We start from the raw sequence: 15423 nt of genomic DNA on the forward strand, positions 1-15423 counted from the left end.
CCCGACCCGTCTTCCGATCGCTTCTTCCCTCTCCAACCCCTTCCTGTGGAACTCACTCTCTGGACCTACGAAGGCCCTCCCCATGTGGGCGCGATGCGCATCGCCACCTCGATGGAAGGGGTGCACTACGTGCTGCATGCCCCCCAGGGAGACACCTACGCCGATCTGCTGTTCACCATGATCGAGCGGCGCGACCGGCGCCCTCCCGTGACCTACACCACCTTCCAGGCCCGCGATCTGGGCGGTGACACAGCCGAACTGGTGAAGCGCTCGATCAACGACGCCGTGGAGCGGTTCCGGCCGGAGGCCCTGCTGGTGGGAGAAAGCTGCACCGCCGAACTGATTCAGGATCAGCCTGGGGCCCTGGCCGGCGGCATGGATCTGGGCGGCATTCCGGTGGTGAGCCTGGAGCTGCCGGCTTACTCCAAGAAAGAGAACTGGGGAGCAGCGGAGACCTTCTACCAATTGGTGCGAGCCCTGCTCAAACCACAGCTGCCGCCGCCCGGGGCCGCCAAGCCCTCACCGGCCCGCTGGCGCCAGGAAGGCCGCCGGCCGCGGGTGAACCTGCTGGGCCCCACCCTGCTGGGCTTCCGCTGCCGCGACGACATCCTTGAGGTCAGCCGCCTGCTGGGCGAGCTCGGCATCGACGTGACCGTGGTCGCCCCTCTGGGTGCAAGACCGGCGGATCTGCTGCGCATCCCCAGCGCCGATGCCAACGTCTGCCTCTATCCCGAGGTGGCCGGCCCGGTCTGCAACTGGCTGGAGCGGAGCTTCGGCATGCCGGTGGTGCGCAGCGTGCCGATCGGCATTGGCGCCACCGGCGACTTCCTGCGGGAGGTCACCAACCTGCTGGAGATGGACTCCGAGGTGATCGCTGCCGCCACCAACGCTGAGGCGGAGCAGCGATCCCGACTGCCCTGGTATTCGCGCTCGGTGGATTCCACCTACCTCACAGGCAAGCGGGTGTTCATTTTCGGCGATGCCACCCACGCCATCGCCGCCGCCCGCATCGCCAGCCGGGAACTGGGATTTCAGGTGGTGGGGCTGGGCAGTTACAGCCGCGAGCAGGCCCGCGACGTGCGGGCCGCAGCCAAGGAGCTCGACCTGGACGCGCTGATCACCGACGACTACCTGGTGGTGGAGAAGGCCATGGCCGAGGCGGCACCGGAGCTGGTGCTGGGCACCCAGATGGAGCGGCACAGTGCCAAGCGCCTGGGCATTCCCTGCGCCGTGATCAGCACGCCGCTGCACGTTCAGGACGTGCCGGCCCGCACCTCACCGCAGATGGGCTGGGAAGGAGCCAACGTGATCTTCGACACCTGGGTGCACCCGCTGATGATGGGGCTGGAGGAACACCTGATCACGATGTTCCGCCACGATTTCGAGTTCACCGAAGGACACCGCAGCCACCTCGGTGGAGCACCGGCTGGAGCCGGAATCGAAGCCAACGGGACCAACGGGACCAAACAGCCAACAACAGGGGCCGCAGCCTCGACAGAGACCACAACAGCTACAGCCGTGGCATCAGCAGCTGCCGGGGCAACAGCCGCTCCAGCAGCTGCTTTGGCGGAGAACGGCCTGCACTGGAGCCCGGATGGGGAGGCGGAACTGGCCAAGATCCCCTTCTTCGTGCGGGGCAAGGCCAGACGCAACGCTGAATCCTTTGCCCGGGCCCAGGGACTGCATCGGATCGATGCCGAAACCCTCTACGAAGCCAAGGCTCATTTCAGCCGATGACTCCAGCCACTCCCCGCCGGAGTCACGGCCTCCGCAGCGACGCGCACAGGCAGCCTCCAGCCCCGGAGTGGTCCATAGGTCTCCGTGCAACCGACGACAACAAGGCACCTTGAAAGTCGCCCCTTCCAAGGATGAGAGTCCAAGCCGGGCCCAGACGATGCAATGAGCGCTCCTTGCAGGGTCCCGCCGGTCTCGAATGTTTCGAGGTGCCCTTTAAAGAAGCCACGCACGCCTACCCAGAGCGCAGCCCGAGATGAGTAGAAGTACTCAGCAGATCCGCGAGATTTTCCTACCCGATCTCTCACGGATCTGCGGCCGAATGAGGATACGACAACCAAGCATGTTGCGGTTTACGCGATCCCGCTGACAAGGTGATCGCGCTGCCCTTGGATGGCTGTGGTGGCCGTTGCAGTCCTTCCTTCCGTCGGCGGCAGGAGTGGGCCCATCACCGCCGGAGATTTCAGGATCGACATCCGCATGACCAGCACCCTTGCGAAACCCGCAACCCAGAACGCCGGCAGCCACAGCCGCCAGCATGCCGATGGCGAAGGCAGCGTGCAGGTCCATCAGGACCCAGGCATGCGCATTGAGGAAGGAGCCCTGGTGATTGCCGTCTACGGCAAGGGAGGCATCGGCAAATCCACCACGTCCTCCAATCTGTCGGCCGCCTTTTCGAAGCTGGGCAAACGCGTGCTGCAGATCGGCTGCGATCCCAAGCACGACAGCACCTTCACGCTCACCAAGCAGATGGTGCCCACGGTGATCGATATTCTCGAAACGGTGGATTTCCATACTGAGGAGCTCCAGCCGAACGACTTTGTTTTTGAAGGTTATAACGGCGTCATGTGCGTCGAGTCGGGTGGTCCACCCGCCGGCACCGGTTGTGGTGGTTATGTGACCGGGCAGACCGTGAAACTGCTCAAGGAGCATCACCTGCTTGAAGACACCGATGTAGTGATCTTCGATGTGCTGGGCGACGTGGTCTGCGGTGGCTTTGCGGCCCCGCTGCAGCACGCCCACTACTGCCTGATCGTGACCGCCAACGATTTTGATTCCATCTTTGCGATGAATCGGATCATTGCCGCCATTCAGGCCAAGGCGAAGAACTACAAGGTTCGACTGGGCGGCGTGGTAGCCAACCGCAGCAAGGACACCGACCAGATCGATCGCTTCAATGATCGCGTCGGCATGCGCACCATGGCTCACTTTCCTGATCTCGACGCGATCCGTCGCTCCCGCTTGAAAAAGTGCACCATTTTTGAGATGGAAGCCACCCCCGAGGTGGAAGCCGTTCAGCAGGAATATCTCAACCTCGCCCAACGGATGCTCGACAATGTCGAGCCTTTGGAGGCTGAGTCGCTCAAGGATCGCGAGATCTTCGATCTGCTCGGCTTCGACTGACGTTCGTCGTCCATTGCGGTCAACCACCGCCATCTTCAGCAGATGGCGGTGGTTGATGTCATCCGGATGTCAACAGTGGATGGCCATCAATATTGAACAGACACTGATTCCGGCCGAGACTTTACTCTAGCAAGGCATTGATTCTAGCCATTGATTTGTGCTGATTGGATCTTCAATCCGGACTGATCTTGATTCCTTCCGTTGAAAGGAGGAATCGTGCTAGGCCTGCGCAGGATTGAGCAGGCCGCTAATCAGGCCTCAGCCCAGACCCACCAGGTCCATCGAATACTCCCACATCTTCTGGGCAGTGACTGGATTGCTGGCCTTGTAGGAGAGTTCCTGGCTGAACTGCTTGCCACCACGCTTCTGGCGATTGCCCCAGCTCCAGTGCACTCCCGAAACGGCGAATTCGGGTTCCGCCACCACCTGTGCCACCCGGTCACCGGCCAACTGCTGACTCACGTAGCCACCGGTGATGTTCTTCTGGAACCAGGGGAAGATCTTCTGAAACAGCTTCGGTGTATTGCGGAACAGGGGTGTGTCAGCGACGCAGCCCGGGTAGAGAGAGCTGAACACGATTCCCGTGGAGGCATTGAGGCGGCGGTGCAGCTCCTGGGTGGTGATCATGTTGCAGAGCTTGCTGTCTTTATAGGCCTTGCCCGGCTTGAAGGGCTTGCCGCTGGCCATACTGATCGGAGCCTTGAAGCCGAGTTCGAAGCCGGAGAGGTCGCCCAGATCGGCAGGGGCGGGGATCGGGATCTTGCCACCCAACTCCTTGGAGTTGGCGGTGACGGTGCCCAGCACCACCACCCGGCGGGAGGGATGGGTGGAGCGCTGCAGATCCTCAAGCAGCAACTGAATCAACAGAAAATGACCAAGATGGTTGGTGGCCATCGAGAGCTCATAACCCTGAGGTGAGCGTTCGGGCTCTTTCAGACGCGGCTTGTAAACAGCCGCATTGATCACCAGGGCATCCAGCGGTTGCTCCAGAGATGCCACCAGCGCCTCAACGCCGACCCGCACACTCTCGAGATCGCCCAGATCAATGCGCAGATGGTGGAGCCGGTCGGCGGGAATGCCGAGGGAGTCGCTGGCGGCAGCGGCCCGAACGGGGTCGCGATTGGCTGTCACCACGATCCAGCCTCGATCAACGAGGGCCTTGACGGCGTTGAGACCGACCCCCGAGGTCGTACCGGTGATCAGGACCGTTCCGGGGGCGGCGGCGGGTAGGGCCATCATGCGGGCGAGCAGGCGCCTGACAACCTAAGGAACCGGGCTGACGGCAGGCTTGGTGCCGGAAGGCTGCTCAACAGAAGGAAACGCGGCGGGGGACTGCCAGACGATCCGCAGGCGATTGGGAGCAATCCACTGATCCTGCTCCCGGATGAGGCGCTGCTCTCCGTCGACGCTGAAGAGCTGATCGAAACGTTCGCGAGCCCGGTGAAGTTTGGCTTTCTCGATATCAAGAACAGCGGCCAGTTCACCCTGCCGTTCCATGCGGTCCTGATAGGCCGCTGCCAGACGCACCAAGCTGACTCCGACCACCGACACCAGACCGATTTTCACCACCAGACCGATGACACTGCAGAGCGACTCCTTCTGCTCCTCACTCAGGCTGGGGGCCGGTAATGCGGTGACGCTTGCAATGACCGGGCTGGCAAGCCCACTCGGATCAGGATCGACGGCCCGCAACGGACGGGCTTGCGTGAGCGCTCGTCCAACGGGGCTGGACCGGCGATCGCCTGAGCCAGCCCGGACTGTGCCACGGGACTCTGCACGCCGCTGCTGCGGGGAAGAACGGGAACGACGGGGGGCAGGCACGGGCATCGGGCCCTCAGGGCCGCTGTCGAACTGACTTGCTTGTAGCAGGCGGAGGAAAGGATGCCAATCCCCCACCCAGATTCAGCGCCGAATCAGGCCTTGTACAGGCTGAAGCAAAGACGGACGGCCAGGACGCCGGCGTGGGCGGCCACCACCAAAGCGATCAGGATTTCGGCCTGGTTCAGGGTTGAAACCATGGTTGGGGGAGCATGAACGGAATCGGCACCATTCTTTGCCGCCGGCTCGCTACGGTCCAGCCTTCTTCGCCGCGCTGTCACAGCTCTTGATGGCCACCCCACCCGCCTCCGAAGACTGGCTCGTGCGGATTCCGGCCGAAAGCCTCCGCCGCCTCGACCTCAGCCCCCTGGAACCGTGGCGCCGGCTCAGCCCGGCCGAGCTGCTGGCCGGCACAGGCAAGCTCCGCCTCTCCTACGACTGGCCCCGCGCCGACGATGACCCCCGGGAACTCTCGGAAATCCCTGAGTTACGTCTCTGGAGCCTTCGCGCCGATGCCCTCTGCCCCTGGCTGACGCTGCTGCTGGACCGCAGGGACGGCGACCTGATCCGCCACGTGGCGATGCTGCTGCCCCATGGCTTCAGCCGCAACGAGGGGCTCCGCTTCGCGCCGGAAAGCCTCGATCTGTGGATCACCCATCGCCTCTTTCTGCTGGACGACTGGGCCGGTGCCGCCGGCCTGCACTGCCGTCAGAGCCTGAGCCAGATGGCCGCCGTGCTCGGCTTCGAGCTGGATCCAGGCTTCTGGCAGTCCCTCCCCTCCCCCCCGATGGGTGAGAACTGAGGCCGTTGGGCCCGATTCAGCCGGCCAGCAGCAGCATCACGGCGCGGCGGCTGCTGTCGATCGCCAGCAGCAGGGCCAGGCCACGCAGCATCCAGGCCAGAGAGCTCTCGCTGAAACGGTTCAACTGGCCTGCCGACCACTGGGCCGCCAGGGCTGCCGTTCCCCCCAGCAGCACGGCAAGAACAAGCTGGCCGCGGCCGTCCTGCAGGAACGCCACCGAGGCCGCACTGGACGACACCAGCACTCCCAGGGTGCTGAACCGGATCGCCAGACGGATCGGCACCTGCAGAGCTTTCACCATCAGCGGCACCATGATCAGGCCGCCCCCCACACCCAGCAGGCCACCGGCCAGACCGGCGACGCCACCCACCGAGGTCAGGCCGGCCAGAGGCAGAGGTCGAGGGTCATGGGTTGCTGATGCCTCCTTCGGCTCGATCGTGATCGCCAGCAGCAGATACATCAGCGCCTGAAGGCCGAGCAGCATCCAGCCCTCCAGGCCCTGACCCAGACGGCTGAACAGGGCCGCACTGATGGCAGCGCCGGCGGCAATGGCGACGCCACCGCTGCGGGGCAGCTGACCGCTGCGCAGATGGGTCCATGTGCCAGCCAGGGTGGTGGGAACGATCGCCAGGCTGCTGGTGGCCAGAGCCTGATGGGGCTCAAGGCCGATCAGCAGCAGAATCGGAGAAAAGATCAGCCCACCACCGATGCCCAGAAGGCCGGAGAGCAGCCCGGCCAGCAGGCCCAGGGGCACCAGCGCCAGCAGGGTCCAAGACATCGGCGCGGCACCTGAGGCGATGAACGGGCCCCAGCATCCTGTACGGGACGGCAGCACAGCACAGGTCTGGCGCCTGCTGCCGGATTCGGCGCTCACCGGAACCTGGCAGATGGCGATCGATGAGTGGATACTCGATCAGGGCCAACCGGCCCTGCGTCTCTACCGGTGGAGCCGCCCCACCCTGTCGCTGGGCTACCACCAGCGGCGTCTGCCGCCCCACTGGCTGGCCCTGGCGGCGGACGGCCTGATCGACCTGGTCCGCAGACCCACTGGCGGCCGGGCGGTGCTGCACGGCTGCGGCGATCTCACCTACGCCCTGATCTGGCCCGATCCCCCTGGCCAGCGCCTGGAGGCCTACCGCCTGGCCTGCCGCTGGCTGCAGCACGCCTTCGCCGCCCTGGGGCTGCCGCTCCAGTTCGGCAACGAGCCAAGCGGCTCCCAGGGGGCCCATGCACCGAACTGCTTTGCCAGCGCCACCGCGGCGGATCTGGTGGACGCCGCTGGATTCAAGCGGATCGGCAGCGCCCAGCTCTGGCGCCGCGGCCAGCTGCTGCAACACGGCGCCATCCTGGTGACGCCGGAGCCGGAGCTGTGGCGGCAGATCTTCGGGGAACCTCCGCCGCCGCCGCCGGCAGGACGACTCAGCAGCACCCTGGGAGTGGAGGATCCCCACCATCCGCTCCGGCAACAACTGCTGACCGCGGCCCGGTCGGCCCTGCCGGGCGCTCCGGTCGTGCTGCAACCCCAGCCGCTCAGCGACACCGAATGGAACGCTGTGGAGGGGCGGCTGCAGCGCTACAGGGAAGGGCTGACGCTCACTTCCCCGGAAGCCACCATTGAGCGCGCCACCTGACCGAGGGCCAGACCGAGGGGATAGGTGCCCTGGCGCCGCGCCAGCTCGAGCATGGGTGCCGGCAGCTTCACACCCAACCGCCCCAGCACAGCCTCACTCAGTTCGGGGCGCTCCAGGGTGCCGCTGGGCAGCCCGGCGGGACTCAGCACCAGCAGACGGGACTCTGGACCATCCTCCAGGCGCAGGGCCGCCTGCCACAACGCATCACCCTCACCGATCGAGGGCAACGAAGCCAGCGGTTTGAGGTGATCGGCGATGCGCTCGGTGTCCCAGCGCTGAACCGGCAGGGCCTGCAGGGGGTCGTCATCGATCACACCGCACCAACGGCCCCGATCGCACACCAGCACCCAGTCGCTCGGACCCTTGTCCTGGCTGAGGCGTAGCTGGCTGAGCTGGCGCAGGCTGTCGGACGACTCCAGCACCCGGAAGCGGCGCTGGGCCGCATCCCTCACCCGCAGATCCTTGAGCGCCTGCTGCAGAGCCAGCATCTGGCGCTGGTTGCGGGCAGCTCCCAGACCAAACCAGCCGAGCAGAATCAGCCAGGCACCGGAGATGCCACCGCCACGCAGCAACAGCACGGTGCCCAGACCCACGGCGAGGAAAGAGAGGAAACGGCCGGAGGCCATCGCCACCTCCACACCGCGGCGCTGGCTGCCCGTGACCTGCCAGACCAGGGCCTTGAGGATCAGGCCACCATCCAGGGGCAGACCGGGCAGCAGGTTGAACAAAGCCAGCACCAGGTTGAGGATCCCGAGCTCCTGGACCATCTCGCCGAGCAGGGGGGCGAGATGGGCTGCTCCGTGCTGAAGGGAGAGCAAGGTGACGCCCAGGACCAGGCTGACGGCCGGGCCCGCCGCCGCCACCAGCAGGGCACCGCGGGCTGTGGAACACTCCCGCTCCACGCTGGCCACTCCGCCAAGCAGGAACAGGGTGATCGCGTTCACCCGCACCCCCTGATTGAGGGCCACCAGGGCATGTCCCAGCTCGTGCAGCAGCACCGAGACGAACAGCAGCACGGCCGTGAGCAGGCCCACGGACCAGGTGGCAAAGCTTCCCCCCGTCTCGCCGGAGGCCATGGCGTAGTGCTGCTGGAACGCCACCGTGGCCACCATCAGAATCACAAACCAGCTGGGGTGGATCCGCAGCGGAATGCCGCGGATCCGCAGGATTTGCCAGCCGTTGCTCAAGCCTTCACCCACAGCCGCCGCGTTCAAGAGCCTCAGGCCGGACCCAAGGAAGATTGGTTCCAATCCTAGAAAGGCCCCTGCACTGCCCGCCCCGGATGGCCCGCCCCCAGCTCAAGATCTGCGGCCTGCGGCAGCCGGACCAGGCCTCGGCCGTGGCGGCCCTGGGCGTCGATGCGATCGGCGTGATCGCCGTGGAGCGTTCACCCCGGTTTCTGGCGGCCGAGCGACGTCCGGCGCTGTTCGCTGCCATGCAGACCGCCAACCCGCTCTGCCGCGGCGTGCTGGTGGTGGCCGATCCGGGCGACGACCGTCTGGAGGAACTGGGTGAGGGCGGTCACCGCGTGGTGCAACTGCACGGCAGTGAATCGGTGGCTCGCTGCCGCGACCTGCGGCAGCGGCTGGGCGCGGGGGTTCAGCTCTGGAAAGCCCTGCGGATCGGGTCGGCAGACGACCTGGTGAAAGCGCAGGCCTACACCGAGGTGGTGGACGCGCTGCTGCTCGATGCCTGGGTGGAAGGACAGCTGGGCGGCACGGGCCGCGCCATCCCGCTGCAGTGGCTTCAGGAGTTCCGCCCCTCCCTGCCCTGGTGGTTGGCCGGGGGCATCGGGCCGGAGAGCGTCGGCGCGGTGCTGGAGACGCTCAGCCCCGATGGCCTCGACGCCTCCAGCCGCGTGGAACTCAGCCCCGGAGACAAGGATCTCGCCCGGGTGGCGGCCCTGGTGCGGCTGGTGAAGGGCGAGGGGACCAGGCCAGCCAGCGCCAGGACTGCCGCACCGATCGGCTGACGAATCGCCGCCGCGGCGGCAGGATCAGGACTCCCGCCGGTTGCCGCCGCCCGTGCCGATCCCCCTCTCTTCCGCGTCTCAGGCTCGCCCTGCCAGGGCCATGGGCCTGTGGCAGCGTGCCCGCATGCGTCAGCTTGCTGGCCTGATCCTGGCCACCGCCCTGCCCCTGGGCGGCCCGGCGGCGCTGAAAGCCCAGGATCTGGTCGGCTGCCAGCTGATTGAGGGCGCCCTGCAGTGCGTGCCGGGAGTAACGGGAACACCGCAACAGCAGATCCGGATCCTGCGGGGCGAGATCGGGGCTGACCAGCAGCTGGAGGGGGCGGTGGAGCAGCAGATCGATGGGCTGCGACGGCTGGAGCTCCAGGGAGAGGCTCGGGTGGGCTCGCTGCTGCAGGCCACGATCGTGGCCGATGGCCAAGCGGCCCTCGCCGCCAGCCAGTACCACTGGTACCGACTGGCACCAGGCCGCAACCACTGGGAACTGATTGCTGAGGCTTCAGGCCCCAGCTACCAGCCCACCACCAACGATCTGGCCTATGAGGTGATGGTGGTGGTGGTGAGCGAGACACCGAACGGAACCAGGCGCCTGGCCTCAGCACCCGTGGGACCGATCGGCGTGGCCAGACCCTCAATCACCCCCTGAACTAGCCAGCAGATCCATGATTAAGGCTCAGTGATCCGTTCCGTTGAGACGGTGGTCTTGGTCTGCTGGGGGACGTGGATCCTGCTCAGCCGAGACCCTGTTCCACATCCGTCCCGTTGACAACCCAAGCCCATTTCAGGTGGACAGAACGGCTTCCTGCTGTTTCACGAGTTCGAAGAACTCCTTCTTGAGACTGGGATCGAGGCGGAAATCGCCACGCACCACGGAATTGACCATGCTGGTCTGGGGTTCCTTGACGCCGCGCCATTTCATGCAATAGTGCTGCGCCTTCACCAGAATCGCCAATCCCTGGGGCTCACAGAGCCGCTCAATCTCATCGGCCAGAATCATCACGGCCTCTTCCTGGATATGGGGACGGGAGAAGACCCAGTCGGCGACACGAGAGAATTTGGAAAGCCCGATCACGCGGTCACCCGGCTTGATTCCAATCCAGCAGTTGCCGAGAATCGGCACGAGGTGGTGCGAACAGGCCGAACGCACGGAAATTGGCCCAACCGTATAAATTTCATCCAGCTTCTTCACATTGGGGAAACTGGCAATCTTGGGCTGCTCGTGATAGCGCCCTTTGAAGACTTCGTGAAGATACATACGGGCGACCCGCTCGGCTGTCTCTTCGGTGTTGTGATCATTTTCGATGTCAATCACCAGACTGCGCAGCAGATCGCGCACCTTGCCTGCCACCTCAATCTCGAGCTGGTCAAGTTCACCCTCGCCGAGATAGGCGGAGATGTTGTCGTTGGCGAGGAAGGAGACACCAGCTTCCCGCAGCCGCTCACGGATACGGTGGCTCGCCGGCAGGGGAGCAGCCTCAGGCGTCACCATGGCACCGGTTGAAAAGCGGGAGGGGAGGGTGGAGGTCATGAAAGAGGGTTAGAGAGCGCCGGCGGCCGGCATGAGCGTGAGGTCTTCAACCACCTGGGTGGCGGGTTGTTGAGCCAGAAACAGCAGTGCATCGGCCGCTTGCTCGGGATCAAGCATGGCACGCCGGTCAAAGTCACTGTGGACGGTTTCGCTATCCCAAAGGCTTGAATTGACTGCACCCAGAGTGAGCGTGCTCACTCGAATCCCGTGGGTGCGTTCCTCGACAGCCAGACAACGGCTGAACGAAACCAGTGCCGCCTTGCTGGCGCAGTAGGCGCCCCAGTCCGGGAAGGCCTGATGGGCGGCATGGCTGCTCACATTGATGATGTGACCACGGCCGGCGGCACGCAGGTGCGGCAGAACGGCCTGACACACCTGAAAAACGCTGGTGACGTTGAGCTGAAACAGCCACTGCCACTGCGACAGAGGCATCGAGGCCAGGGCGCCGGTGTAGGCGACGCCGGCATTGTTGATCACCAGCTGTGGCAGAAGGCCCCGGCTGCAGAGCTGATCCAGCCCGACGGGGATGGCAGCGGAATCCGCCAGGTCGATGGCGGCCACCTCAACGGTTCGACCCAGGGGACGGAGTTCATCGGCCAGGGTCTCAAGGTCCGGCAGGGAGCGCGCCAGCAGGAGCAGGTCATAGCCGTTGGCCGCCAGCTTGCGGGCGGCCGCTGCGCCGATCCCTCTGGAGGCACCCGTGATCAGAGCAGCAACCAAGGTGCTCGCGCGTTCCTTCAGACCCTAAACAGGAGCGACGGCCTCTGGGGTAGGGGAAGCCGCCTCATACCGGCCCATGGCCCGGTACTTGGCGTAGCGCTGCTCCAGCAGGTCGTGCTCAGACAGGCTGGACAGCTCCTCGAGCGACTCCAGCAGGGCGCCCTTGAGCGTGGCGGCAGCCTGCAGCGGTGCCCAGTGATTCCCACCCGAGGGCTCCTGCAGCACCCGATCGATGATGTCAAGCCGCAGCAGATCGGGCCCCGTGATCTTGAGGGCCTCGGCCGCTGCCGGTGCCTTGGCGGCATCGCGCCAGAGAATCGAGGCACAGGCCTCGGGACTGGCCACCGTGTAGACGCTGTGCTCGAACATCAGCAGCCGATCCGCCACCCCGATGCCCAGGGCTCCACCGGAGCCGCCCTCACCAATCACGGTGGCCACGATCGGCACCCGCAGGCGGAACATCTCACGCAGGTTGACCGCAATCGCCTCGCCCTGCCCCTGCTCCTCGGCCAGAACGCCGGCATAGGCCCCGGGCGTGTCGATGAAACAGAGGATCGGCAGCCGGAAGCGATCGGCGTGCTCCATCAGCCGCATCGCCTTGCGATAGCCACCCGGCGAGGCCATGCCGAAGTTGCGAGCCACGTTCTCCTTGGTGTCACGCCCCTTCTGATGGCCGATCAACAGCACGGCCCGATCGCCGATACGGCCCACCCCGCCCACAAGAGCCTTGTCGTCGGAGCCACGCCGATCGCCATGGAGCTCAATCCACTCGTCGGTGATCAGCTGGATGTAATCGAGGCTGCTGGGCCGCTGGGGATGGCGCGCCACCTGAATCTTCTGGGCCGGAGTGAGCGCCAGAAAGATCTCCTCGCGGCGACGGGTGGCCAGGGTTTCCAGCTGCAGGAGCTGCTGGCTCACATCCACCTCGGAATCCCGCGCCAACTGGCGAATCTGGTCGATCTGTTCCTCGAGCTCCACCAGGGGTTTTTCGAAGTCCAGCAGGGCGCGGCGGGCCATGGCGATCGGAAAGGAGGAGAAAGAATTCAGGCCGAAGCCAGGGCGGGGGCGGCGGTGGGGTCAGCGGATTCGGGGGCCTGATCCGAGTCCAAGGCGAGGGCTGAAAAGCCATGGCGGAGGGAAGCAGCGCCAATCAGGTCCATGGCCTCAAGGGTGATGTTGTTGCGACCCCAGCTGAAGTTCGTATGGATGTCTTCGAAATCGAGCAGCATCGCCTCAGCGAAACAGGCGAACATCTGACGCTGAGGTCTGGCCATCTCCGCCACTTCCATCATCTGCCAACCGATGTCCTGCCAGAACTCGACGATGCCCCCCTTAAGCACATGCACCCCCTCAGCCGCCGCGCGACTGTCGAGGTTCTTGGGGTAGCCGCCATCGATCATCAGGCAGGGCTTGCGCAGCGTTGCCGTATCGATCTGCAGGCTCTGGGGCAGGCTCGCCACCCACACCACCACGTCGGATTCGCTCAGGGCCTGATCCAACGGCAGAATCCGGCCGCTGCCGAGGCTCTCCTGGAGGTCCACCAATGGCTGGGGCCGTCGTGCCACCAGCAGCAAGTCACCCACGCCGCGTCGCTGCAACCAGCGGCAGACCGCACTGCCGATGTCGCCACTGGCACCCACCACCGCCACCTTGGCCGTGGCCAGATCCATGCCCAGCCGGGGAGCGTTGATCTCCACCTGCCGGCAGATCACCCAGGCCGTATGGGTGTTGCCGGTGGTGAAGCGCTGCCAATCCAGCTGCACCGCACTGACCCGCTCTTCGCGCAGAAGATTGAGATCTTCGAAAATGATTGATGTGAAGCCTCCCAGGGCCGTGATGTCAATCCCACTTTTCTGGGCCAGTTCCATGGCCTTGAGCACCTTCCGCTTCGCCGTTTTGAAGCGCCGCAGCATTTCCGGAACGAACACCGAATCGATGTAGGCGCCTCGGATGGTCTTGCCGGTGGCACTGGTGACCGTCACCTCCTCCACCAGCTGAGGAGGAGCGGCGCACCACATGTCGAGGTCGCCATCGGCGTACTCGTCGTAGCCCAGGGACCTGGCCTTGATTCTGGCCTCCTCAAAACTGGTGGAGTGACCGATCAGGCCGAACATCAGGTCTTCCGTCGCTACTAGGACAAAGGCGCGCCCCCTGGACGCGCGCCACATCTTGCCATGGGCATTCTCAGGCCCTGCGCCTTGGCCAGGCCTCAGCCCACCAGAGCAGCGGCAGCAAGCTTGGCGATCTCACGGCCGGTGAAGCCGATATCCATCAGGGCCTCCTGGTACGAGCTGAGGAAATCGGCCATCAGATCTTCCTTTTCCATCTGCAGAACGGCAGCATCCCCAGCCACCTGTTCGAGCATCTTGCGCACCAGGGGCAGATTCTCGCGGTTGGCCTGCTCCAGCTCCTGACGGGAAGCTTCAAGATTGGCCTTGAGCCACTCCTGACCGTAGTTGAGGTGGGTGTACTCGTCTTTGACCACACCTTCGGTGATTTTGCGCGCGAACGGATCGGCCACCGGGATATAGATGTGATAGGCCGAGATCGCAAAGGCTTCGATCAGGATGGCCTGAATCAGCAGACAGGTGACCACCTTGCCTTCGGCCAGTGCCGCCTGGAAGTTGCCATGCAGCGGCGCAAAGAACTCCTTGGCAAAGGGCATGTCAGCCGTCACACCGAGATTATTGGCACAGGCCGTGAAGCCCTTCATGTGCTTCAGCTCCATCCGGGCCAGGCGGGACAACTCCTCGGCCTGATCGGGCAACAGGCTGCCGAGCGAAATGTAGTTGTCGTGGGCTTCCTGCTCACCCTCGATCACAATCGCGTTGATGCGGCTGTAGGCATCTTTGTAACTGGAACTCTGGAAATCGGGCAGCCCCCCCTCGGCCACCGTTGTGGGCGCCAGGTCGGGCGCAGCAGACTCAACGGCACTGGGGAGTGGGGACATGGCGACCTCGCTTTCGACTTAGGGATGCTGGCCTGGACTGTAGTCACCCCCTGGGCTTCCGGGGGGCCAGTCACTGGCCAGCAGCGCCTCGAAGCGGCTCCGCCAACCGGCCACCAATCGCTCGAACAGCTCCTGGCCCAGCTCGCCGCTGGCCTCACCCGGATCGCCGATCACGCCGGACCGGCTCAGATCACGGCTGAGCCAGGCGGAAGGGGCGGCCCCTTCCAGGCTCCAGCCCGTGGGAGGCGCCTGGGACGGCAGACCATCAGCAGGCGGCAGCGGCCCCACCAGGGAGGGGGCCAGATGCAGCATCAGGCTGGTTTCGGCCAGGGCGGCATGCAGCCCCTGGGACCGTTCCGGTTCCGGGATCAGGTCAGCGATGCCTTCCGGCCCGCTCCAGAGGAAGCAGGGCAACACCGCCAGGGCCGGATGGGCGGCCCGCAGCTGCCGGGCCGCCACCTGCAGCAGGGCGATCTGACCGCCATGGCCGTTGAACAGCACCAGCCGGCGAAAGCCCGCCGCCGCCAGATCGCGGCCCACGGCATGGACCATGGCGATCAGGGTTTCCGCATCGAGGCTGAGGGTGCCGGCAAAGCCCTGATGCTCCGGCGAGAAGCCGATCGCCTGCACCGGTAACCGCCACAGGGGCCAGGCGGGCTCGTCAGGGCCTTGACGGGCCCAACCCTCCAGCACCGCCTCCAGCACCTTCTCGGCAAAGAGGGCATCGGTGCCCAGAGGCAAATGGGGGCCGTGCTGCTCGATCGCACCGAAGGGCCAGACCACGGTGCTGCCGGGTCGGGATGCCGCTGCCTGCAGGGCCGGCCAGCTCAGTCGCTCCAGGCGTCGCTCCATGGGATAGAGGCAGGG

General features: G+C 65.2%; 17 protein-coding genes. 6 read left to right on the forward strand and 11 right to left on the reverse strand.

Annotated elements, in window-relative coordinates:
* The first annotated feature begins 93 nt into the window (after window positions 1-93).
* Window positions 94-1737, forward strand: coding sequence for a ferredoxin:protochlorophyllide reductase (ATP-dependent) subunit B (locus H8F26_RS00105; RefSeq protein ID WP_370594721.1), 1644 nt, complete (start codon window positions 94-96; stop codon window positions 1735-1737).
* 477 nt (window positions 1738-2214) lie between these two features.
* Window positions 2215-3138 (forward strand): ferredoxin:protochlorophyllide reductase (ATP-dependent) iron-sulfur ATP-binding protein, encoded by a 924-nt coding sequence (gene bchL, locus H8F26_RS00110; RefSeq protein ID WP_231598341.1) that lies wholly within the window; start codon window positions 2215-2217, stop codon window positions 3136-3138.
* Window positions 3139-3396: 258 nt separating this feature from the next.
* On the opposite strand, the gene H8F26_RS00115 is transcribed toward bchL, so the two are convergent.
* From H8F26_RS00115 to psaM, 3 genes are all read right to left on the reverse strand, one after another.
* The gene (locus H8F26_RS00115) at window positions 3397-4377 is read right to left on the reverse strand and encodes a protochlorophyllide reductase (protein WP_197156610.1); all 981 of its coding nucleotides are present in this window, start codon (window positions 4375-4377) and stop codon (window positions 3397-3399) included.
* Between the two features lie 24 nt (window positions 4378-4401).
* Window positions 4402-4704 (reverse strand): hypothetical protein, encoded by a 303-nt coding sequence (locus tag H8F26_RS00120; protein ID WP_231605368.1) that lies wholly within the window; start codon window positions 4702-4704, stop codon window positions 4402-4404.
* Between the two features lie 347 nt (window positions 4705-5051).
* The gene (psaM, locus tag H8F26_RS00125) at window positions 5052-5156 is read right to left on the reverse strand and encodes a photosystem I reaction center subunit XII (protein WP_197156612.1); all 105 of its coding nucleotides are present in this window, start codon (window positions 5154-5156) and stop codon (window positions 5052-5054) included.
* Window positions 5157-5245: 89 nt separating this feature from the next.
* Here psaM and H8F26_RS00130 point away from each other — a divergent pair, with 89 nt between their 5' ends.
* Window positions 5246-5758, forward strand: a complete 513-nt coding sequence (locus tag H8F26_RS00130; protein ID WP_197156614.1) for a CRR6 family NdhI maturation factor — start codon at window positions 5246-5248, stop codon at window positions 5756-5758.
* Between the two features lie 16 nt (window positions 5759-5774).
* Here the strand turns inward: H8F26_RS00130 and H8F26_RS00135 are convergent, their stop codons facing one another.
* Window positions 5775-6536 carry a sulfite exporter TauE/SafE family protein gene (locus tag H8F26_RS00135; RefSeq protein WP_197156616.1) on the reverse strand — a complete coding sequence of 254 codons (762 nt, stop codon included), beginning with the start codon at window positions 6534-6536 and terminating at the stop codon, window positions 5775-5777.
* Between the two features lie 19 nt (window positions 6537-6555).
* On the opposite strand from H8F26_RS00135, the gene H8F26_RS00140 reads away from it, so the two are divergent.
* The gene (locus H8F26_RS00140; RefSeq protein WP_197156618.1) at window positions 6556-7389 is read left to right on the forward strand and encodes a lipoate--protein ligase family protein; all 834 of its coding nucleotides are present in this window, start codon (window positions 6556-6558) and stop codon (window positions 7387-7389) included.
* Here the strand turns inward: H8F26_RS00140 and H8F26_RS00145 are convergent.
* Window positions 7332-8576 (reverse strand): site-2 protease family protein, encoded by a 1245-nt coding sequence (locus H8F26_RS00145; protein ID WP_197158865.1) that lies wholly within the window; start codon window positions 8574-8576, stop codon window positions 7332-7334. The genes H8F26_RS00140 and H8F26_RS00145 overlap by 58 nt on opposite strands.
* 95 nt (window positions 8577-8671) lie before the next feature.
* On the opposite strand from H8F26_RS00145, the gene H8F26_RS00150 reads away from it, so the two are divergent.
* Entirely contained in the window at window positions 8672-9361 is a 690-nt protein-coding gene (locus tag H8F26_RS00150; protein WP_197156620.1) for a phosphoribosylanthranilate isomerase, read from the forward strand.
* 52 nt (window positions 9362-9413) lie between these two features.
* Entirely contained in the window at window positions 9414-10004 is a 591-nt protein-coding gene (locus H8F26_RS00155) for a hypothetical protein (RefSeq protein ID WP_231605369.1), read from the forward strand.
* 135 nt (window positions 10005-10139) lie between these two features.
* Here H8F26_RS00155 and folE read toward each other — a convergent pair whose 3' ends face one another.
* The 6 genes from folE to H8F26_RS00185 form a co-directional block, all read right to left on the reverse strand.
* Window positions 10140-10886, reverse strand: a complete 747-nt coding sequence (gene folE, locus H8F26_RS00160) for a GTP cyclohydrolase I (RefSeq protein ID WP_197156622.1) — start codon at window positions 10884-10886, stop codon at window positions 10140-10142.
* 9 nt (window positions 10887-10895) lie between these two features.
* Complete coding sequence (locus H8F26_RS00165) at window positions 10896-11606, reverse strand: SDR family oxidoreductase (RefSeq protein ID WP_197156624.1); 711 nt, start codon at window positions 11604-11606, stop codon at window positions 10896-10898.
* A 24-nt stretch (window positions 11607-11630) separates the two neighbouring features.
* The gene (locus H8F26_RS00170; protein ID WP_197156627.1) at window positions 11631-12623 is read right to left on the reverse strand and encodes an acetyl-CoA carboxylase carboxyltransferase subunit alpha; all 993 of its coding nucleotides are present in this window, start codon (window positions 12621-12623) and stop codon (window positions 11631-11633) included.
* Window positions 12624-12649: 26 nt separating this feature from the next.
* Window positions 12650-13720: a long-chain acyl-[acyl-carrier-protein] reductase gene (locus H8F26_RS00175; protein ID WP_197158867.1), complete on the reverse strand. Its 1071-nt coding sequence runs from the start codon at window positions 13718-13720 to the stop codon at window positions 12650-12652.
* A 95-nt stretch (window positions 13721-13815) separates the two neighbouring features.
* Entirely contained in the window at window positions 13816-14556 is a 741-nt protein-coding gene (locus H8F26_RS00180) for an aldehyde oxygenase (deformylating) (RefSeq protein ID WP_231597987.1), read from the reverse strand.
* An 18-nt stretch (window positions 14557-14574) separates the two neighbouring features.
* Entirely contained in the window at window positions 14575-15408 is an 834-nt protein-coding gene (locus tag H8F26_RS00185) for a creatininase family protein (protein ID WP_197156629.1), read from the reverse strand.
* Window positions 15409-15423 lie beyond the last annotated feature (15 nt).

The sequence above is a fragment of the Synechococcus sp. CBW1006 genome (genome assembly GCF_015840525.1).
Classification (GTDB): Bacteria; Cyanobacteriota; Cyanobacteriia; order PCC-6307; family Cyanobiaceae; genus CBW1002.